The organism is Streptomyces sp. NPDC021019, assembly GCF_044333295.1.
GTDB lineage: Bacteria > Actinomycetota > Actinomycetes > Streptomycetales > Streptomycetaceae > Streptomyces.
Genome location: NZ_JBIRQR010000009.1, coordinates 255,735 through 273,929, shown reverse-complemented (window position 1 = coordinate 273,929; position 18,195 = coordinate 255,735). Strand labels below are relative to the sequence as shown.

15 protein-coding genes are annotated in these 18,195 nt (G+C 73.7%); 7 read left to right on the top strand and 8 right to left on the bottom strand.

The features are described 5' to 3' along the window. Positions 1 to 102: 102 nt before the first annotated feature. A complete protein-coding gene (locus ACH4RG_RS34005) occupies positions 103 to 633 on the bottom strand; it encodes a hypothetical protein (RefSeq protein ID WP_397925210.1) in 531 nt (176 codons plus the stop codon). A gap of 43 nt (positions 634 to 676) precedes the next feature. Then, a complete protein-coding gene (locus tag ACH4RG_RS34000) occupies positions 677 to 1,042 on the bottom strand; it encodes an SH3 domain-containing protein (protein ID WP_018959684.1) in 366 nt (121 codons plus the stop codon). Positions 1,043 to 1,175: 133 nt separating this feature from the next. On the opposite strand from ACH4RG_RS34000, the gene ACH4RG_RS33995 reads away from it, so the two are divergent. After that, a complete protein-coding gene (locus ACH4RG_RS33995; protein ID WP_398540717.1) occupies positions 1,176 to 3,350 on the top strand; it encodes a PQQ-binding-like beta-propeller repeat protein in 2,175 nt (724 codons plus the stop codon). Between the two features lie 298 nt (positions 3,351 to 3,648). On the opposite strand, the gene ilvD is transcribed toward ACH4RG_RS33995, so the two are convergent. The 4 genes from ilvD to ACH4RG_RS33975 form a co-directional block, all read right to left on the bottom strand. Then, a complete protein-coding gene (ilvD, locus tag ACH4RG_RS33990; protein ID WP_397925208.1) occupies positions 3,649 to 5,499 on the bottom strand; it encodes a dihydroxy-acid dehydratase in 1,851 nt (616 codons plus the stop codon). Between the two features lie 145 nt (positions 5,500 to 5,644). Continuing rightward, positions 5,645 to 6,262: a TetR family transcriptional regulator gene (locus ACH4RG_RS33985; RefSeq protein ID WP_397925252.1), complete on the bottom strand. Its 618-nt coding sequence runs from the start codon at positions 6,260 to 6,262 to the stop codon at positions 5,645 to 5,647. 23 nt (positions 6,263 to 6,285) lie between these two features. Further along, the gene (locus ACH4RG_RS33980) at positions 6,286 to 7,119 is read right to left on the bottom strand and encodes a sugar phosphate isomerase/epimerase family protein (protein ID WP_397925250.1); all 834 of its coding nucleotides are present in this window, start codon (positions 7,117 to 7,119) and stop codon (positions 6,286 to 6,288) included. 203 nt (positions 7,120 to 7,322) lie between these two features. Next, positions 7,323 to 8,273: a Ppx/GppA family phosphatase gene (locus ACH4RG_RS33975; protein ID WP_397925206.1), complete on the bottom strand. Its 951-nt coding sequence runs from the start codon at positions 8,271 to 8,273 to the stop codon at positions 7,323 to 7,325. Positions 8,274 to 8,312: 39 nt separating this feature from the next. Between ACH4RG_RS33975 and ACH4RG_RS33970 the strand changes: the two genes are divergently transcribed. Further along, positions 8,313 to 9,182, top strand: coding sequence for a hypothetical protein (locus ACH4RG_RS33970; RefSeq protein WP_398162396.1), 870 nt, complete (start codon positions 8,313 to 8,315; stop codon positions 9,180 to 9,182). Between the two features lie 92 nt (positions 9,183 to 9,274). On the opposite strand, the gene ACH4RG_RS33965 is transcribed toward ACH4RG_RS33970, so the two are convergent. Next, positions 9,275 to 11,272, bottom strand: a complete 1,998-nt coding sequence (locus ACH4RG_RS33965) for a hypothetical protein (protein ID WP_398540713.1) — start codon at positions 11,270 to 11,272, stop codon at positions 9,275 to 9,277. 156 nt (positions 11,273 to 11,428) lie between these two features. Here ACH4RG_RS33965 and radA point away from each other — a divergent pair, with 156 nt between their 5' ends. Next, on the top strand, positions 11,429 to 12,850 hold the full coding sequence (radA, locus tag ACH4RG_RS33960; protein WP_018959693.1) for a DNA repair protein RadA: 1,422 nt from the start codon (positions 11,429 to 11,431) through the stop codon (positions 12,848 to 12,850). Between the two features lie 79 nt (positions 12,851 to 12,929). Then, positions 12,930 to 14,054 (top strand): DNA integrity scanning diadenylate cyclase DisA, encoded by a 1,125-nt coding sequence (disA, locus tag ACH4RG_RS33955; RefSeq protein WP_007456913.1) that lies wholly within the window; start codon positions 12,930 to 12,932, stop codon positions 14,052 to 14,054. A 285-nt stretch (positions 14,055 to 14,339) separates the two neighbouring features. Here disA and ACH4RG_RS33950 read toward each other — a convergent pair whose 3' ends face one another. Further along, positions 14,340 to 15,086, bottom strand: a complete 747-nt coding sequence (locus ACH4RG_RS33950) for a hypothetical protein (protein WP_397931332.1) — start codon at positions 15,084 to 15,086, stop codon at positions 14,340 to 14,342. A gap of 292 nt (positions 15,087 to 15,378) precedes the next feature. Between ACH4RG_RS33950 and ACH4RG_RS33945 the strand changes: the two genes are divergently transcribed. The 3 genes from ACH4RG_RS33945 to ACH4RG_RS33935 all read left to right on the top strand — a co-directional run bounded on the left by ACH4RG_RS33945 (position 15,379) and on the right by ACH4RG_RS33935 (position 18,164). After that, the gene (locus ACH4RG_RS33945; RefSeq protein ID WP_026290844.1) at positions 15,379 to 16,284 is read left to right on the top strand and encodes an A/G-specific adenine glycosylase; all 906 of its coding nucleotides are present in this window, start codon (positions 15,379 to 15,381) and stop codon (positions 16,282 to 16,284) included. A gap of 309 nt (positions 16,285 to 16,593) precedes the next feature. After that, the gene (locus ACH4RG_RS33940; protein ID WP_397925198.1) at positions 16,594 to 17,265 is read left to right on the top strand and encodes a SigE family RNA polymerase sigma factor; all 672 of its coding nucleotides are present in this window, start codon (positions 16,594 to 16,596) and stop codon (positions 17,263 to 17,265) included. Positions 17,266 to 17,486: 221 nt separating this feature from the next. Next, positions 17,487 to 18,164, top strand: coding sequence for a hypothetical protein (locus ACH4RG_RS33935; RefSeq protein ID WP_397925248.1), 678 nt, complete (start codon positions 17,487 to 17,489; stop codon positions 18,162 to 18,164). Positions 18,165 to 18,195: the final 31 nt, after the last annotated feature.

The window sequence follows — 18,195 nt, the reverse complement described above, 5'->3', positions numbered from 1 at the left end:
ACCCCCCGGATCATGGTTAACAAGGGGGGGAAGTCATGCCGGGCCCGGAGGCCGGCAGCCCCGTTGCGAGGCCACCAAAAAGGTAATGGGGGGGGGCGGCCCTCAGGCGCGCTTCGGGCGCTTGCGGCCGGAGGTCCTGCGGGCCGCCGGGTTGCCGGCCCGGGTCGAGCGGCGCTTCTCGAACTGGGCGCGGGCCTTCTCGTACTCGGTGCGGCGCAGCTTCTCGCCCGGGGCCTCGGTGAGCGAGCGGACGAAGTAGGCGAGGAGCGAGCCGATGAAGCCGATCGACTTCAGGCCGCGCAGGGAGTCCTCGCGGTCCGGGTCCTTCGGGCGGGCGCCGAAGCCCTCCCAGGTCTTGCGGAACGCGATGGCGCTGCAGATGGAGAACATCCCGATCACCAGCATCCCGACGATGCCCCCGACCTCCGCGATCTCCAGCCCCTCGTAGGCGAAGCGCAGGAGGAGACAGGCGGCCACGGCGGCGGCCAGCGAGCCGACGGCGACGCCGGCCCGCCGGAGGCCGTAACCGCCGTCGTGGTCGACCCAGGTCGTGCCGAAGAAGCGGATGGGCTCGGGCCGCGGGCCCGGGGCCGTGGCGGGCGGGGTGCCGGGGGCTGCGCTGTTCTCGCTCACGAGGTCGATTATCCCCGCAGCCCCCGGGTGCCCGGCGGAGCCGTCAGTCGCAGCGCGGTGCGACGTAGCCGTCACGCCCCGTGTAGACGTAGGCGTCCGCGACGAACTGGCCGTTGGCGATGTTGTCCCAGAGGTTCGACGTGCCGTACGGACCGGTGACCCACTCGCCCGGCTTCTGGCAGTAGATCGGGATCTTCTGCCCGTACGGCATGGTCCTGACGATGCGGTAGCTGGTGCCGGGGCCGGTGCGGACGTTGACCCGGTAGCCCGGGGCGACCGGGTAGCGGGTGCCGGACGCGGTGGTCTCCACCTTCAGCTCGGCCTCCGCCACGGCCGTCGCCCTCTCCGCTCCTTCCGCCCCGTCCACCTCGTCGCGCGTGGGCTCTGCGGTGTGCTCTTCAACGCCCATGTGGGCCTCCCCCGTTGAGATGTCGCGTACGCGAGGCGCGTACGACGCGCAGGCTAGCAAGCCCCGTGTCTCTCGCACGCACCATCGACTAGGCTCCGTGCGTCGCATGCGCACGAACACACGGGGGTGGACGATGCCGCCGCTGCGAGAGCCCGGAGCGCATCCGGAAGCGGAGTTTCCGCAGTACGCCGGCGCGTACCGTCTTGAGGCCCGTCTCGGCTCGGGCGGCATGGGGGTCGTGCATCTGGCGCGCTCGGCGTCGGGGATGCAGCTCGCGGTGAAGGTGGTGCACGCGCCGTACGCGGCGGATCCCGAGTTCAGGGCGCGGTTCCGGCAGGAGGTGGCGGCCGCGCGGCGGGTGAGCGGGGCGTTCACGGCTCCCGTCGTCGACGCCGATCCGGAGGCCGGGCGGCCCTGGATGGCCACCCTCTACGTTCCCGGGCCCACGCTCGCCGAGCAGGTGAAGCGGAGCGGCCCGATGGCCCCCGCCGAGCTGCGCAGGCTGACCGCCGGGCTCGCCGAGGCGCTGCGGGACATCCATCGGGTGGGCGTGATCCACCGCGATCTGAAGCCGAGCAACGTGCTGCTGACCGACGGGGGCCCCAAGGTCATCGACTTCGGGATCTCCCGGCCGTACGACAGTGATCTGCGCACCGAGACGGGCAAGCTGATCGGTTCGCCGCCCTATATGGCTCCCGAGCAGTTCCAGCGGCCGCGCGAGGTCGGGCCGCCGGTCGACGTGTTCGCGCTGGGGGCCGTGATCGTGCACGCGGCGACGGGCCGGGGCCCGTTCGACTCGGACAGCCCGTACATCGTGGCGTACCAGGTGGTGCACGATCAGCCGGACCTCGGTGGAGTGCCGGAGGACCTCGCGCCGCTGGTCGCCCGGTGCCTGGCGAAGGACCCGGCCGACCGGCCCACGCCGGGCGAGGTGATGGAGGCGCTGCTGCCCCCGTCGTACGAGGCCGACGCGTTCCTGCCGTCGCAGCGGCGCCGGGCGGTGGTCGCGGCGGCGGTGCCGGCGGCGCGGGAGCGGGACGGTTCGGAGGCGGACACGCATGTGAGCCCCGCGCCCGTGGTGCGGCGCCGGCGGTTGCCGCGCGTCCGGCTGGTCGTGGCGGCGGCGCTGCTCCTGCTGGTGGCGGGGGCGGGCGCCGGGGCGTACGCCGTGTGGGGCGCGGGTACGGCCGCGAGCCGCCCGGAGGCGGGACGCGCGGGGGCCGGAGACGGGCAGGACGACGACGCCGTCACCCCGTGGCGTACCGCGTTGCGGACCTCCGGCACCGCCACGCCCGCCTGTTCCACCGCCGGGGCGGGGGGTGCCCTGTACTGCTCTGCGGCCGGGGGCGGCACCGCCAGGATCGATCCGGCGGACGGGCGCGTGCTGTGGTCGGCCCGGTCCTCCTCCTCGCGGACGGCCGCCCACGCTCCGGTCGTCTCGGGCGGGGTCGTGCTGTCCGCCGGTCCGGACGGGAAGCTGCGTGCGTTCGACCCGGTGAAGGGCACCGCCGTCCGGGACACCGCCCTGTCCGCGAGTCCCGGTGGCGCCTTCCCGGCGGGCGACACGCTGCTGACCGTCGCGGACGACGGCACGGTGACGGCGCTGGACGGGGCGAGCGGGGCGACCCGCTGGGAGGGGCCGCTGGCGAAGCACAGCCGGCCCGACTTCGCCCTGTACGACGGGGCGTCCGGGCTCGCCTACGCCTTCGAGCAGACGTCCTCCGGCGCGTCGACCCTGGTCACCGCGGTGGACGCCGCGACCGGCCGGGCGTCCTGGCAGCGGCGGCTGGACGGGGCCCTCACCCCGGTCGGGACCGCCGGGGCCGGGGAGCTGGTGCTGTCGGCGATGGACGAGAACTCGGACACCACCGAGCTGGTCCGGTACGTGCCCGGCACCGGCGGATCGGTCCGGATCCCGCTGCCCTTCACGTTGAACGGGCCGCAGGTGGTCGTGGCCGGGGACGTCGCGTACCTGCTGGCGCGGGGCGGGTCGCTGTTGGCCGTCGACACCGCGGCGGACGGGGCGAAGGCCGAGCTGTGGCGGCTGGAGACGGGGGTCGGGCGGGCTTCCGCCCCGGTGCTCGGGGAGGGCGGCCACCTGTACTTCTCCGCCGCGGACGGGCGGTTGCTGGCCGTCGACACGGATCGGGGTGCGCTGGTGGGGCAGACCCGGGCGCGGCTGAGCGGCGGGAAGCTCGCCTACGCCTCCGACCTGCCCGCCCCGGTCACGGCGGGGCGGGCGGTCGTGGGGACGGCGCCGGACGGGTCGGTCTTCGCGGTGGACGGGGCGGAGCCGGGGGGCTGGTGACGGCGGGCCCGGCCTCGGGTTCCTCCCGGGGCTCTGCCCCGGACCCCGCTCCTCAATCGCCGGAGGGGCTGAAATGGGCCGCCCGGAGCCGCTGGGACAGCCGGTGGAGAGACTGAACGGGTCGCCCGGATCCGCTGGGAGAGTCGCCGGAGGGACTGAGAAGTCGTCCGGAGCCACCGGGCAGGCCGGGACGGTCACCGGAGCCCTCGGAGAGGTACCCGAAGCACCGGCGAGGTTCCCGAAGGCGCCGGAGAGGTGCCCGAAGGCCCCGGGGAGGCCGAGCCCCTGAGCAGAAACGTCAGCCCAGCTTCGAGACGTCCCTGACCGCGCCGCGGTCCGCGCTCGTCGCCATCGCCGCGTAGGCGCGCAGCGCGGCCGAGACCTTGCGGTCGCGGTTCTTCGGCGCGTACACGCCGTTCAGCGCCTCGCGGCGGGTGGCCAGCTCGGTGTCGTCGACGAGCAGTTCGATGGAGCGGTTCGGGATGTCGATCCGGATCCGGTCGCCGTCCTCGACGAGCGCGATGGTGCCGCCGGAGGCAGCCTCGGGCGAGGCGTGGCCGATGGAGAGGCCCGACGTTCCGCCGGAGAACCGGCCGTCGGTGACCAGCGCGCAGACCTTGCCCAGACCCCGGCCCTTGAGGAAGGAGGTGGGGTAGAGCATCTCCTGCATGCCGGGGCCGCCGCGCGGGCCCTCGTAACGGATGACGACGACGTCGCCCGGCTCGATCTCCTTGCGGAGGATCTTGTCGACGGCCTCGTCCTGCGACTCGCAGACGACGGCCGGGCCCTCGAAGGTCCAGATCGACTCGTCGACGCCGGCCGTCTTCACGACACAGCCGTCCACGGCGAGGTTGCCCTTGAGGACGGCGAGGCCGCCGTCCTTGGAGTAGGCGTGCTCGACGTCGCGGATGCAGCCGCCCGCCGCGTCCAGGTCGAGGGTGTCCCACCGCTCGGACTGCGAGAAGGCGGTGGCGGAGCGGACGCAGCCGGGGGCGGCGTGCCACAGCTCGATGGCCTCGGGGGACGGGGAGCCGCCGCGGACGTCCCAGTTCTTCAGCCACTCGGCGAGGGTGTCGGAGTGCACCGCGTGCACGTCCTCGTTGAGCAGACCGCCGCGGTGGAGCTCGCCGATGAGGGCGGGGATACCGCCGGCCCGGTGGACGTCCTCCATGTAGTACGTGCCGCCGGGGGCGACGTTCGGGGCGACCTTGGAGAGGCAGGGGACCCGGCGGGAGACCTCGTTGATGTCGTCGAGGCCGTACGCCAGCTCCGCTTCCTCGGCGGCGGCCAGCAGGTGCAGGATCGTGTTGGTCGAGCCGCCCATGGCGATGTCCAGCGCCATCGCGTTGTCGAACGCGGCGCGGGTGCCGATGGCGCGCGGCAGGACCGTCTCGTCGTCCTGCTCGTAGTAGCGCCTGGTGATCTCGACGACCGTGCGGCCGGCCGCCTCGTACAGCCCCTTGCGGGCGGTGTGCGTGGCGAGGACGGAGCCGTTGCCGGGGAGGGAGAGGCCGAGGACCTCGGTGAGGCAGTTCATCGAGTTGGCGGTGAACATGCCGGAACAGCTGCCGCAGGTGGGGCAGGCGTTCTCCTCGATGCGGAGGATGTCCTCGTCGGAGATGGACTCGTCGACCGCGTCGCTGATCGCGTTGACCAGGTCGAGCTTGCGGACCGTGCCGTCGACCAGAGTGGCCTTGCCGGCCTCCATCGGGCCGCCGGAGACGAAGACGGTCGGGATGTTGAGGCGCATGGCGGCCATCAGCATGCCCGGGGTGATCTTGTCGCAGTTGGAGATGCAGATCAGCGCGTCCGCGCAGTGCGCCTCGACCATGTACTCCACGGAGTCGGCGATCAGGTCGCGGGAGGGCAGGCTGTAGAGCATGCCGCCGTGGCCCATCGCGATGCCGTCGTCCACGGCGATGGTGTTGAACTCGCGCGGGACCGCGCCCGCCGCCAGGATCGCCTCGGAGACGATCCGGCCGACCGGGGCGAGGTGGGTGTGGCCGGGGACGAACTCGGTGAACGAGTTGGCGACCGCGATGATCGGCTTGCCGATGTCCGCGCTCGCTACGCCCGACGCGCGCATAAGGGCGCGCGCGCCCGCCATGTTGCGTCCGTGGGTGACCGTGCGGGACCTCAGCTGCGGCATCGTCGCTCGCTCCTTCGGCAGGGGGACTGCCTCTGACAGTTAAAGAAAGACTGCCTTCGAGCGTACGCCTCGAATCCAAGATCTGGACAGCCTGTCCGGAATGCGGGACGCGGTGGCCGGTGGACGGTCAGCCCCGGCCGGGGTTTCAGCGCTCGCCCAAGTATCGCTGGAGCGTGGGAGCGACCATCGCCACGATGTCCTCCGGGTCGGCGGAGGCGAGCGGTTCGGCGCGGATCACGTACCGCAGCATCGCGATGCCGAGCATGTGCGAGGCGGCCAGCTCGGCGCGGAACGTGGCGTCCGGAACGTCCAGCTCCGCCGCGATCCGCTCCAGCAGCCGCCGCAGGACGAAGTCGCGCAGCACGTTCGCCGCCGCCTCGTGGGTCAGCGCGGAGCGCAGGATCGCCAGCAGGGGGGAGCGGGTGGCCGGGTCCTCCCACACGGAGAGGAAGAAGCGCGCCAGCCGCTCCCCCAGGCCCTCCGGCGGGCCGCCGAGAACAGTGGGGACGACCAGGGCGGGCTCGAAGGTGACCTCGACGGCGGCGGCGAAGACCTCGTCCTTCGTGCCGAAGTAGTGGTGGACGAGGGCCGCGTCGACCCCGGCGGCCTTGGCGATGCCCCGGATCGACGTCTTGTCGTAGCCCCGCTCGGCGAACTCCGTACGGGCCGCCTCCAGGATGCGCGTACGGGCGTCGGGCCCCTCGGACGCGGCCTTGCGGGCGGGCCGGCCCCGGCGGCGCGGGGCGGGGGCGTCCCCGGTCACGGGCGGCCGGTCGGGCTCCTCGGTCACGGGCGGTGGATCTTCGGGGACGGGCCGTCGGCGGCGGGCGCGGTCGCCAGGTGCAGGCGGGTGAAGGCCAGCGCCTCCGCGAGGTCGGCCTCGCGTTCGGCGGAGGACATCGCGCGGCGGGTGTTGACCTCGATGACGACATGGCCGTCGAAGCCCGTACGGGCGAGGCGCTCCAGCAGCTCCGCGCACGGCTGGTCCCCCCGGCCGGGCACCAGGTGCTCGTCCTTGGCCGAGCCCTTGCCGTCGGCGAGGTGGACGTGGGCGAGCCGGTCGCCCATCCGGTCCACCATGGCGAGCGCCTCGGTGCGGGCGGTCGCGGTGTGCGAGAGGTCGACCGTGAAGTGCCGGTAGTCGTCGTTGGTGACGTCCCAGTCGGGGGCGTACGCGAGCATCTCGCGGTCCCGGTAGCGCCAGGGGTACATGTTCTCGACGGCGAACCGGACGTCCGTCTCCTCCGCCATCCGCCAGATCCCGGTCACGAAGTCGCGGGCGTAGTTGCGCTGCCACCGGAACGGCGGATGCACCACGACGGCGGAGGCCCCGAGCTTCTCGGCGGCGGCCCTGGCCCGCTGGAGCTTGACCCAGGGGTCGGTGGACCAGACGCGCTGGGTGATCAGGAGGCAGGGGGCGTGCACCGCGAGGATCGGGACCCGGTGGTAGTCGGAGAGCCGGCGCAGGGCCTCGATGTCCTGGCTGACGGGGTCGGTCCAGACCATGACCTCGACGCCGTCGTACCCCAGGCGCGCGGCGATCTCGAAGGCCGTCGCGGTGGACTCGGGGTAGACCGAGGCCGTTGAGAGGGCGACCTTCGCATCGGGGATGCGCACCAATGGTTCTGCCACCTGGACAGCGTACGGGCACGCGTGCGCCGCGCCGAGGGCTCCTGGCGGAAAGTGATCAGGGCCATGAGGCCGTCACCGTAGGTCACCGGAGGGATGCGGGCGGAGTCCGCCGCCCACGTCACCCGCGGGGTAGGACCCGTACGCCGCCGTACGCCGCCCGAGCGGTGCGGCGTGGAGTCCGCCGCCCGGGGTCAGCCCAGCAGGGCGGCGCGTTCCGCGGGGAGGTGGTCCAGGCGGCGCAGGATGACGCCCTCGCGCAGGGCCCAGGGGCAGATCTCCAGCTCCTCGACGCCGAACAGGTCCATCGCCCCCTCGGCCACCAGGGCTCCGGCGAGCAGCTGGGCGGCCCGGCCCTCGGAGACCCCGGGGAGCCGGCCGCGCTCCTCGACCGTCATCGCCGCCAGCTTGGGCACCCAGTCCTCCAGCGCCTTGCGGCTCAGCGAGCGCTGGACGTACAGGCCCTCGGTGGAGCGGGCGGCGCCGGCGATCCGGGCGAGCTGCTTGAAGGTCTTGGAGGTGGCGACGACGTGGTCGGGGCGGCCGACCCGGCTGAACTCGCCCACCGTCCGCGCGATGCTGGCCCGGACGTGCCGGCGCAACGCCCTGACCTGCTCGGGGTCGGCAGGGTCGTCCGGCAGCCAGGCGCCGGTGAGGCGGCCCGCGCCGAGCGGCAGGGAGACGGCGGTGTCCGGCTCCTCGTCGATGCCGAAGGCGATCTCCAGGGAGCCGCCGCCGATGTCGAGGACGAGCAGCTTCCCCGCCGACCAGCCGAACCAGCGGCGGGCGGCCAGGAAGGTCAGCCGGGCCTCCTCCTCGCCGCTGAGGACCGCGAGGTCGACGCCGGTCTCGACCCGTACGCGCTCCAGAACCACGTCCGCGTTGGTCGCCTCGCGCACGGCGGAGGTGGCGAAGGCGAGCACGTCCTCGCACCCCTTGTCCTCGGCGGCCTGGACCGCGCCGGCGATCGTCGCCACGAGCCGGTCCACGCCGAGGGGGCCGATCGCGCCGTCCTCGTCGAGGAGTTCGGCGAGCCGGAGCTCCGCCTTGTGCGAGTGCGCGGGCAGCGGGCGGGCGCCGGGGTGGGCGTCGACCACCAGCAGATGAACCGTGTTCGATCCCACGTCGAGGACTCCGAGTCTCATGGGGGAACGCTACTGCGCCATCGGACTTACGCTGTCCGCGTGCCAAAGACGAAAAAGGCTAAGCAGGACAAAGCCACGAAGAAGCAGAAGTCGAACAAGCAGGCAGCACAGCCGGAGGCGAGCGGACCGGTCCCGTCCGCGGTCCCGTCCGACGAGAAGGGCATCGACTTCGCGCGGGCGTGGGTGGAATTCCCCGACCCGGCCGACGACGAGCAGGTCTTCCGCTGCGATCTGACCTGGCTGACCTCCCGGTGGACCTGCATCTTCGGCAGCGGCTGCCAGGGCATCCAGGCGGGCCGCGCGGACGATGGTTGCTGCACGCTGGGCGCGCACTTCTCCGACGAGGACGACGAGAAGCGGGTCGCGGGGCACGTGGCCCGGCTCACTCCCGAGCTCTGGCAGTTCCACGACGTGGGTACGGAGACGGGGTGGGTCGGCGTCGACGAGGACGGTGAACGCCAGACGCGCCGCTGGGAGGGCTCCTGCATCTTCCAGAACCGGCCCGGCTTTCCCGCCGGGGCGGGCTGCTCGCTGCACATCCTGGCCCTGCGGGAGGGCAAGGAGCCGCTGGAGACCAAGCCGGACGTGTGCTGGCAGCTGCCGGTGCGGCGGACGTACGACTGGATCGACCGGCCCGACGACACGCGGGTGCTCCAGGTGACGATCGGTGAGTACGACCGCCGGGGCTGGGGTCCGGGCGGTCACGACCTGCACTGGTGGTGCACGTCGGCCACCTCGGCGCACGGGGCCGGTGACCCGGTGTACGTGTCCTACCGCCCGGAGCTGATCGAGCTGATGGGCAAGGAGGGGTACGACCGGCTGGTCGGGCTCTGCGAGGAGCGGCTGTCGTCGCTGCTGCCGATGGCCCCGCACCCGGCGGACCCGCTCCCGGCGCCGAAGAAGCGCTGAGGGCGGCCGGCGGGCCCTCGGCCCGCCGGGCCCGGGGGCTGCTCGGCCCGCCGGGCCCGGGGGCTGCTCGGCCCGCCGGGCCCGGGGGCTGCTCAGCCCGCCGGGCCCGGGGCGGAGGGGCCGGGGCCGGGGTCGGTCGGGGCCGGGTCCGTGGGGCCGGGGTCGGTCGGGGCCGGGGTCGGGTCGGTCGGGTGCGGCGGGTCCGTGGGGTCCGGCGGATCGGTGGGGTCGGTCGGGCCCGGCCCGGGGTCGGTGGGGCCGGGGTCGGTCGGACCTGGATCGGTCGGGCCGGGGTCGGTCGGGCCCGGGTCCGTGGTGCCCGGGTCCGTGGGCCGGGGGGAGTCCGTTCCCGGGCGCGTGGGACGCGGGCCGCCCGTCGTCGGGGCCGTCGCCCCGTGACCGTCGATGACCACGGCGGAACCCGAGGGCGTCATCGAGACCCGGGCCCGCCACGGTCCGCCCGGTTGCGCGTCCCGGATCACGGAGACCGTGATCGTGGTGCTCTGCCCGGCCGCGAGCACGCCGGACGTACGGCTGAGGCGCAACCACGGGGCGTCCGTCACCGCCGACCAGCTGACCGGTCCCCGGCCGGAGGCGGTCAGCGTGAGCGTCGTGACGGCCCCGGAGGTCCGGGCCGTCACCGCGAGCCGGGTGTCGCCGTGCCGCACACCGCCGGCGCTGACGACCTCGGCGGTGACGTCCGGAACGCGGGCGCCGAAGCGGTTGCCGGGGCGGCCGTCGCCGGTGTGGTCGGTGTCGTTGGGGGAGTCGCCGCTCACACCGCCGACGCCGTCGGCGTCCGTGGCGGTGACCGAGGTCCCGTCGTGGCCCTCGCCGGTCTGGGGCGCCCCCCGGTACGCGGCCCACAGGGCGATCACGGGGGCGGCGACCACCGTCACGACGACCGTGGTCGTCACGACCCGGGCGCGCAGCCGGTCCCGGCGGGCGGCCTGGTCCTTGGGGTCGAGCGGGAACCCGGCCCGGTCGAAGCGCGGGCCGGCGGCGCGGGAGCGCTGGGCCTGGGCCATCGCGACGTACACGGAGGGGCGGGGGGCCTCGACGACGGGCAGGGCGGAGACCGGGGCGAGGGCCGCTCCGGGCCAGGGTCCCGCCGCATCGGCCCGCTCGGCGGCACGGCGGCAGCGGGGGCAGTCGTCGACGTGCCGGACGAGCTCGCGGCGCAGGGTGGCGGAGAGCAGCACCTGGTGGTCACCGGTGATCCGGCCGACGGTGGGGCAGCCGCCGGTCTCGACGACCGCGAGGGCCGCGCGGGTGCGCTCCACCTCGCAGGCCGCGCCGGCCAGCAGCTCCCGGGCGGTGGCCGGCTCCAGACCGAGCACGGTGGCGACGGCGTGCGGGGCGAGCCCGTGGCGTACGGCCAGTTCGAGGGCTTCGCGCTGCTCCGGGGTGGTGCCCGCGGCCTCGGGCCAGGCGAGTGTGGCGAGCTCCCGGCGGCGGGCCTCGGCGGCGGGCGACTCGGAAGGGGCGGGCGCGGTGGCGTCCTCGGGGGTGGCGGGCAAGGTGTGCTCCGGCGTGCGCCGGGCGGTGTGCGCCCCCTGGTGCCAGGACGGCGCGGAGGTTGTGGAGCCCTTGCGCCTGTCGGAGCCCTTCCGTGAAGCGGAGCCCTTCCGGGAGGCGGAGGTCTCGCGCGTGGCGGACCTCTCGCGCGTGGCGGAGGCCTTGGCCGTGCGGGAGGGCTTGACCGTCCCGGAGGGGCGGCGGTGGGCCTGGCGGCCGCGTCCGCGCTCGCTGAGGGTGCGCAGGCAGGTCCAGCGGGCCAGCGCGTACAGCCAGGATTTACGTTCCTCCTCGGCCGTGGGGCCCCGGGCGTCCTGCCGGTCCGCGACCGACAGGGCGGCGCCGAGCGCTTCCGCGGCCGCGTCGTGGTCGCAGAGCACGGAGAGGCAGTAGGTGAAGAGTCCGTCGAGATACGGCTCGTAACGTGCGGGCGGTCGCTGTGCCGGGGAGTGGGTCACTCGCCGGTGCGCCCGGTGTGCGCCGGTGGTGTGCGTCGGGGTCTGCAGCCTGCTGCTCGTCACCCGGCGACCGTAGGCAAAGGAGCGTATGCCCCAAGTGACCCTTGAGGACATTTAATCCTTACGAGTGAACGTATCCCTCGAAAGAGGACAGGGATCGCGGATTCCGCCCGTAGTGCTCCGGCGCGCTTCCGTGCGCCCTGCGCGCGGTAGCGCGCCGCACGCCGCCGCCCTGGAGGCGTTGTCGTACCCCACCTATACGGTGGCGCCATGGCTGCCCGTACGAAATCCGCGAAGGACCGGCCGTCCTACCGCTGTACCGAATGCGGCTGGACCACCGCCAAGTGGCTCGGCCGTTGCCCCGAGTGCCAGGCGTGGGGGACGGTCGAGGAGTTCGGCGGCGCCCCCGCCGTGCGCACCACCGCGGCCGGCCGGGTCTCCACGGCGGCCGTGCCGATCGGCCAGGTCGACAGTCGGCAGGCCACCGCCCGTTCGACCGGCGTCGGTGAGCTGGACCGGGTGCTCGGCGGCGGGCTCGTGCCGGGCGCCGTCGTCCTGCTGGCGGGCGAGCCGGGCGTCGGCAAGTCGACGCTGCTGCTGGACGTGGCGGCCAAGGCGGCGAGCGAGGACCACCGCACGCTCTATGTGACCGCCGAGGAGTCCGCGAGCCAGGTCCGGATGCGGGCCGACCGGATCCGGGCGATCAACGACCACCTCTACCTCGCGGCGGAGACCGACCTCTCCGCGGTGCTCGGCCACCTGGACGCGGTGAAGCCCTCGCTGCTCGTCCTGGACTCGGTGCAGACGGTCGCCTCGCCCGAGATCGACGGCGCGCCCGGCGGGATGGCCCAGGTCCGAGAGGTGGCCGGGGCGCTGATCCGGGCCTCCAAGGAGCGCGGGATGGCCACGCTGCTCGTCGGCCACGTCACGAAGGACGGCGCGATCGCCGGGCCCCGGCTGCTGGAGCACCTGGTGGACGTGGTGCTGTCCTTCGAGGGCGACCGCCACGCCCGGCTGCGTCTGGTGCGTGGCGTCAAGAACCGTTACGGGGCGACCGACGAGGTCGGCTGCTTCGAGCTGCACGACGAGGGCATCACCGGTCTCGCCGACCCTTCGGGCCTCTTCCTGACCCGCCGCGACGTGGCGGTGCCCGGCACCTGTCTGACGGTGACGCTGGAGGGCAAGCGGCCCCTGGTCGCCGAGGTGCAGGCGCTCACCGTCGACTCGCAGATCCCCTCGCCCCGGCGCACCACCTCGGGTCTGGAGACCTCCCGGGTCTCGATGATGCTCGCCGTGCTGGAGCAGCGCGGCCGGATCACCGCGCTCGGCAAGCGCGACATCTACAGCGCGACGGTGGGCGGCGTGAAGCTCACCGAGCCCGCCGCCGACCTCGCGATCGCGCTCGCACTGGCCAGCGCGGCCAGCGACACCCCGCTCCCGAAGAACCTGGTCGCGATCGGTGAGGTGGGGCTCGCGGGCGAGGTCAGGAGAGTCACCGGAGTGCAGCGGAGACTGGCCGAGGCACACCGTCTGGGCTTCACCCACGCGCTTGTTCCCACGGATCCGGGGAAGGTCCCGGCCGGGATGAAGGTCACGGAAGTCGCCGACATGGGCGACGCTCTGCGGGTCCTCCCGCGCCGGTCCCGTCAAGAGGCGCCGCAGCCTCGTCAGGAAGACAACGCGCGCCGGTAGACTTTGCCCTGGTCTCGCCCGCCCGTGGACACGGCATGGGGGACGCAAGGGCACCGCAACCTGTGACCGGAGGAGTGCAGTGGCAGCCAACGACCGGGCGACGACGCCCGGAAAGTCCGGCCAAGGCACCGGTAACGAGGCGCTGATGCGCGCCTCGTTGAGCGCGGTCGCGCCCGGGATGGCCCTGCGGGACGGCCTGGAGCGCATTCTCCGAGGCAATACCGGTGGGCTGATCGTGCTGGGCATGGACAAGACCGTCGAGTCGATGTGCACCGGCGGATTCGTGCTGGACGTGGAGTTCACGGCGACGCGCCTGCGCGAGCTGTGCAAGCTCGACGGGGCGCTGATCCTCGACAAGGACATGACCAAGATCCTGCGGGCCGGCGTGCAGCTGGTCCCGGACGCCTCGATCCACACGGAGGAGACGGGCACCCGTCACCGCACGGCGGACCGGGTCTCCAAGGCGTGCGGCTTCCCCGTCGTCTCGGTCTCCCAGTCGATGCGCCTCATCGCGCTGTACGTGGACGGGGAGCGGCGGGTCCTGGAGGAGTCCTCCGCGATCCTGTCCCGGGCCAATCAGGCGCTCGCCACGCTGGAGCGGTACAAACTGCGCCTCGACGAGGTGGCGGGCACGCTGTCCGCGCTGGAGATCGAGGACCTGGTCACCGTGCGGGACGTGACGGCGGTGGCGCAGCGGCTGGAGATGGTGCGGCGGATCGCGACGGAGATCGCGGAGTACGTGGTCGAGCTCGGCACCGACGGGCGGCTGCTCTCCCTCCAGTTGGACGAGCTGATCGCCGGGGTGGAGCCGGAGCGGGAGCTGGTCGTCCGGGACTACGTCCCCGAGCCGACGGCGAAGCGGTCGCGCACGGTGGCCGAGGCGCTGACCGAGCTGGACGCGCTGAGCCACACCGAGTTGCTGGAGCTGGCGGTGGTGGCGCGGGCACTGGGCTACAGCGGCTCGCCCGAGACGCTGGACTCGGCGGTGTCCCCGCGGGGCTTCCGGCTGCTGGCGAAGGTGCCGCGGCTGCCGGGCGCGATCATCGAGCGGCTGGTGGAGCACTTCGGCGGTCTCCAGAAGCTGCTGGCGGCGAGCGTGGACGACCTCCAGACCGTGGACGGCGTCGGCGAGGCGCGGGCGCGCAGCGTGCGGGAGGGGCTGTCGCGGCTGGCGGAGTCGTCGATCCTGGAGCGGTACGTCTGAGGTCGGCCGCGGGTGAGGGCGTCCAGGTGGGCGCCCTCTTTCGCGTGCCGCGCGCGGTTCAGCTCGCCGGGCCACCGCGCCCGTCCTCCGGGCCGCAACCAGCCCGTCCGGCGCTTGAGGGCGGAACCCCGGGCCCACAACCAGCCCGTCCGGCGTTTGAGGACGGAACCCCGGGCCGGGGCGGGCGGCGCTCATACGGGCTCGCCCGGCCCCGTAAGCGCGCCGCCCGCCCACGTAGACGGTTCCGTCCTCAAACGCCGGACAGGCTGGGGTGGGACGGCGCGGTCAGTCCTTCGCGAGGACGAAGGACGCTCGCTGGACCGGTTCGCCGGGGGCCTTCGCCTCCAGGAGGTACGTCCCCGGGCCGGCCTTGCCGGCCGGCGGGGTCGCACAGCCGGGGGCGGACAGCGTGCGGTTCCAGTCGACCGTGTGGATCACCGTCGCGCCCGCCGGAACCTTCAGGAACAGCGGGCCGACCGCCGTGGGGCAGTCCTTCGAGGACCAGATCGGATCGTCGTCCTCGCCGCCGGCCTCGGTCACCGTGAGGACCGTGCTCTTCGGCCCGAGGTCGGCCTTGCACGCGGCCGACGAGGTGTTCTTGGCGATCAGTTCGAACTTCGGCTTGTCGTCGGGGCCGTAACTGACCTTCGTCCGCAGGCTCAACCGCACCGCGTCGGGCTTGCACTCGGGGAGCGGGGAGCCGGCCGGGACCTGCTGACCCGCCGTGCCACCGCCGCCCGCACCCGCACCGGCCGTGTCCGCACCGCCCGTTGACGCCCCGTCGGGCGAAGCCCCGTCGCCCGCTCCGCCGGAGGACGCTCCCGCGCCACCGTCGGAGCCGCCCGGCCCACCCGAGCCCCCGGATCCGCCGTCCTCACCCGACTCGTCGCGGCCGCCCGGCTGTTGACTGATCGCGGGGCCCGAGCCCGACGGCCCGGGAGTGATCGACTCGATCGGATCGGAGCCGCCGGACTTGCCGTCGTTCCGGTCTCCCCCACCGCCTCCGGACGTCACGCCCCAGGCGATCAACACGGCGAGCAGCGCAACCAGAAGTCCCGCTACCGCCCTTCGTCGCCAGTAGATGCTGGAGGGAAGCGGACCGACCGGATTGCGCATAGATCCCACGTCCCGAACTCTACGAGAGATCCGGGCCGACTCAGGCCCCACCCGCCGCTCCGGCGGCAAGTTTTGCCGATCATCATCACGGGGATCCGGTCACAGGGGACAGAACGGGTGGCGTTGTCACCCCCTGGGCCACCGCGTGGGCCGACACTCCCGTGCCCGTGACCGCCGCCCCCTCTTCCGTGCCAGGATCGTCCGTGCGATGACTGCCATGACTTCGACACAGACGCCCCCCGCCGCCTCCCTCCACGCCCCCGTCATCGGGTGGTTCGAGCAGCATGCCCGCGATCTGCCCTGGCGCCGCCCCGAAGCGGGCGCCTGGTCGGTGATGGTCAGCGAGTTCATGCTGCAGCAGACCCCGGTGAGCCGGGTGCTCCCGGTGTACGAACAGTGGCTCGCCCGCTGGCCCCGCCCCGCCGACCTGGCCGCCGAGGCGCCCGGGGAGGCGGTCCGTGCCTGGGGCCGGCTCGGCTACCCGCGCCGTGCGCTGCGCCTGCACGGGGCCGCGCAGGCGATAACGGAACGGCACGGCGGCGATGTGCCGAGCGAGCACGCCCAGCTGCTGGCACTGCCCGGGATCGGCGAGTACACGGCGGCGGCCGTGGCCTCGTTCGCGTACGGACAGCGGCACGCGGTGCTCGACACGAACGTCCGCCGGGTGTTCGCCCGCGCCGCCTCCGGGGTCCAGTACCCGCCGAACGCGACCACGGCCGCCGAGCGCAAGCTCGCGCGGGCGCTGCTGCCCGAGGAGGACGAGCGGGCGGCGCGCTGGGCGGCGGCCACGATGGAGCTGGGCGCCCTCGTGTGCACCGCGCGCAACGAGGACTGCGACCGGTGCCCGATCGCCTCGCGGTGCGCCTGGCGGCTGGCCGGGAAGCCCGCGCACCAGGGTCCGCCGCGCAAGGGCCAGACGTACGCCGGCACCGACCGTCAGGTGCGCGGGCGGCTGCTGGCGGTGTTGCGGGACTCGGTGAGCCCCGTGGCCCAGGCCGCGCTGGACGCGGTGTGGGAGGAGCCGGTGCAGCGGGCCCGTGCGCTGGACGGGCTGGTGGCCGACGGACTGGTCGAGCCGCTGGCCGACGGCCGGTACCGGCTGCCGCTGACCTGATCTCGGGGCCGGGGTCGAGGTCGCGGGCGGGCTGGGATCCGGTCGTAGTCCGTGATCCGCAGTCCGTGGTCCGCACTGCGTGGCCCGTGGTCCGTGGACCGCGCGCCCCGGCCCATGGCCCCGGTCCGCGGGGAACGTCCTCTCCTGCGCTGTTACACAACCGATGGGCAGCCGTGCACCGGCCTACGGCTGCTCCGCACGTCGCCGTGACAACGCCTCCGTAGCGTCTCCGACAGCAGGACGGCCGGGCCGCGGAACACCCGCGGCCCGGGCGGAACACGGGGATGTTCGGGGACGGAGGCGGTTGTCATGGCGCAGGGCGAGGTACTCGCATTCGAGGACTACGTACGCACACGGCAGGAGGCGCTGCTGCGCAGCGCGCGCCGTCTGGTTCCCGACCCCGTGGATGCCCAGGACCTGCTGCAGACCGCCCTGGTGCGCACCTACGGCCGCTGGGACGGCATCGCCGACAAGTCGCTGGCCGACGCCTATCTGCGCCGCGTCATGATCAACACCCGTACGGAGTGGTGGCGGGCGCGCAAGCTCGAGGAGGTCCCGACCGAGCAGCTGCCCGACGCGAGTGTCGACGACGGCAGCGAGCAGCGCGCCGACCGCGCCCTCCTGATGGACATTCTGGGCATTCTGGCTCCCAAGCAGCGCAGCGTCGTCGTGCTGCGACACTGGGAGCAGATGAGCACGGAGGAGACGGCCGCGGCGCTCGGCATGTCGGCCGGTACGGTCAAGAGCACGCTGCACCGGGCCCTGGCACGACTGCGCCAGGAGCTGGAGAGCCGCGATCTGGTCAGCCGCGAGGCGGTCGCCCGGGAGACCGGGGGCCACCGGAGCGCGGCACCGGTCGCCTCCGCCCGTGTCCCCGCCCAGCGGTCGCCCGTCACGACGGCGCCGGGGGCGAGGGCACACACACCGGCGCAGCGCAACGGGCGTCACGACGAGCGGGGGATGGAGCGGTGCGCGGCCTGAGTGGCAGCAGCGGCGGCGGGGGCGGCTTCGGGGACGGTTCCCCGGGCAGCGTTTCCGGGAGTGGCTCTGCGTCGAGTGGTTCCTCCTCGAGCAACTCCTCCCTGAGCGGTTCCTCCTCGACCAGATGCTCCCTGAGCGGTTCGCCCATGAACGGTTCCGGGGGGTCGGACGACGGCGACGATCCGGGGAGAGCGGGCCGGACCCGGGGGTTCCGGAGCGGTGTGGCGGCGAGTGGCACGGCCTTGGCCGGACTCGTCGCCTTCGGGCTGTTCGGCGTCGGCTGCTCCACGGGCGGCACCGGCACCCGGGACGAGGGCCCCGCCGGCAGTCAGCCGGTCGCCCAGATCACCCCCCAGTCCAGCCCTTCCGGCACGACCCCGCCCGTCAGGCGGGTCGACGCCGTGCGGCTGCTCAAGGGCGACCCCAAGGTGGGCGAGCAGGTCAGGGACGGGCTCAAGCCCTGCGCGGGCAAGGCCTATCCGGTCGACACCTCCTACGGGTCGATGACGGGCGGCCGGGCCGCCGACGTGGTGGTCAACGTGATGAGCTGCGCCGACTCGGTGGGCGTCGGAACGTATGTGTACCGCGCGGACGGCGACGGCTCGTACAAGAACGTCTTCGCGGTCGAGGTTCCCGCCGTCTACGGGACGATCGACCGTGGCGACCTGGTGGTGACGACCCAGGTCTACGGGTCGAAGGATCCGTTGGCGTACCCGTCCGGCTCGGAGGTGGTCACCTACCGTTGGGCGAGCGACCGCTTCACCGAGCACGACCGGGTGCACAACGACTTCAGCCGTCCCGTCGAGGGCACGGACGGCGAGCTGCCGGTGCAGTCGGAACCGGTGGACCCGGTCGAACCGGTTCCGTCGGAGGCGCCGGTGGAGCGGGGCAGGAACTGAGACCGGCAGGCACGAAGCCGTGCCGGTGGAA

Coding starts and splice junctions, on each gene's coding strand:
- ACH4RG_RS34000 (WP_018959684.1), bottom strand. CDS start 1,042: ATGGGCGTTGAAGAGCACACCGCAGAGCCCACGCGCGACGAGGTGGAC.
- ACH4RG_RS33995 (WP_398540717.1), top strand. CDS start 1,176: ATGCCGCCGCTGCGAGAGCCCGGAGCGCATCCGGAAGCGGAGTTTCCG.
- ilvD (WP_397925208.1), bottom strand. CDS start 5,499: ATGCCGCAGCTGAGGTCCCGCACGGTCACCCACGGACGCAACATGGCG.
- ACH4RG_RS33975 (WP_397925206.1), bottom strand. CDS start 8,273: ATGAGACTCGGAGTCCTCGACGTGGGATCGAACACGGTTCATCTGCTG.
- ACH4RG_RS33965 (WP_398540713.1), bottom strand. CDS start 11,272: ATGTCCTCAAGGGTCACTTGGGGCATACGCTCCTTTGCCTACGGTCGC.
- radA (WP_018959693.1), top strand. CDS start 11,429: ATGGCTGCCCGTACGAAATCCGCGAAGGACCGGCCGTCCTACCGCTGT.
- ACH4RG_RS33945 (WP_026290844.1), top strand. CDS start 15,379: ATGACTGCCATGACTTCGACACAGACGCCCCCCGCCGCCTCCCTCCAC.
- ACH4RG_RS33940 (WP_397925198.1), top strand. CDS start 16,594: ATGGCGCAGGGCGAGGTACTCGCATTCGAGGACTACGTACGCACACGG.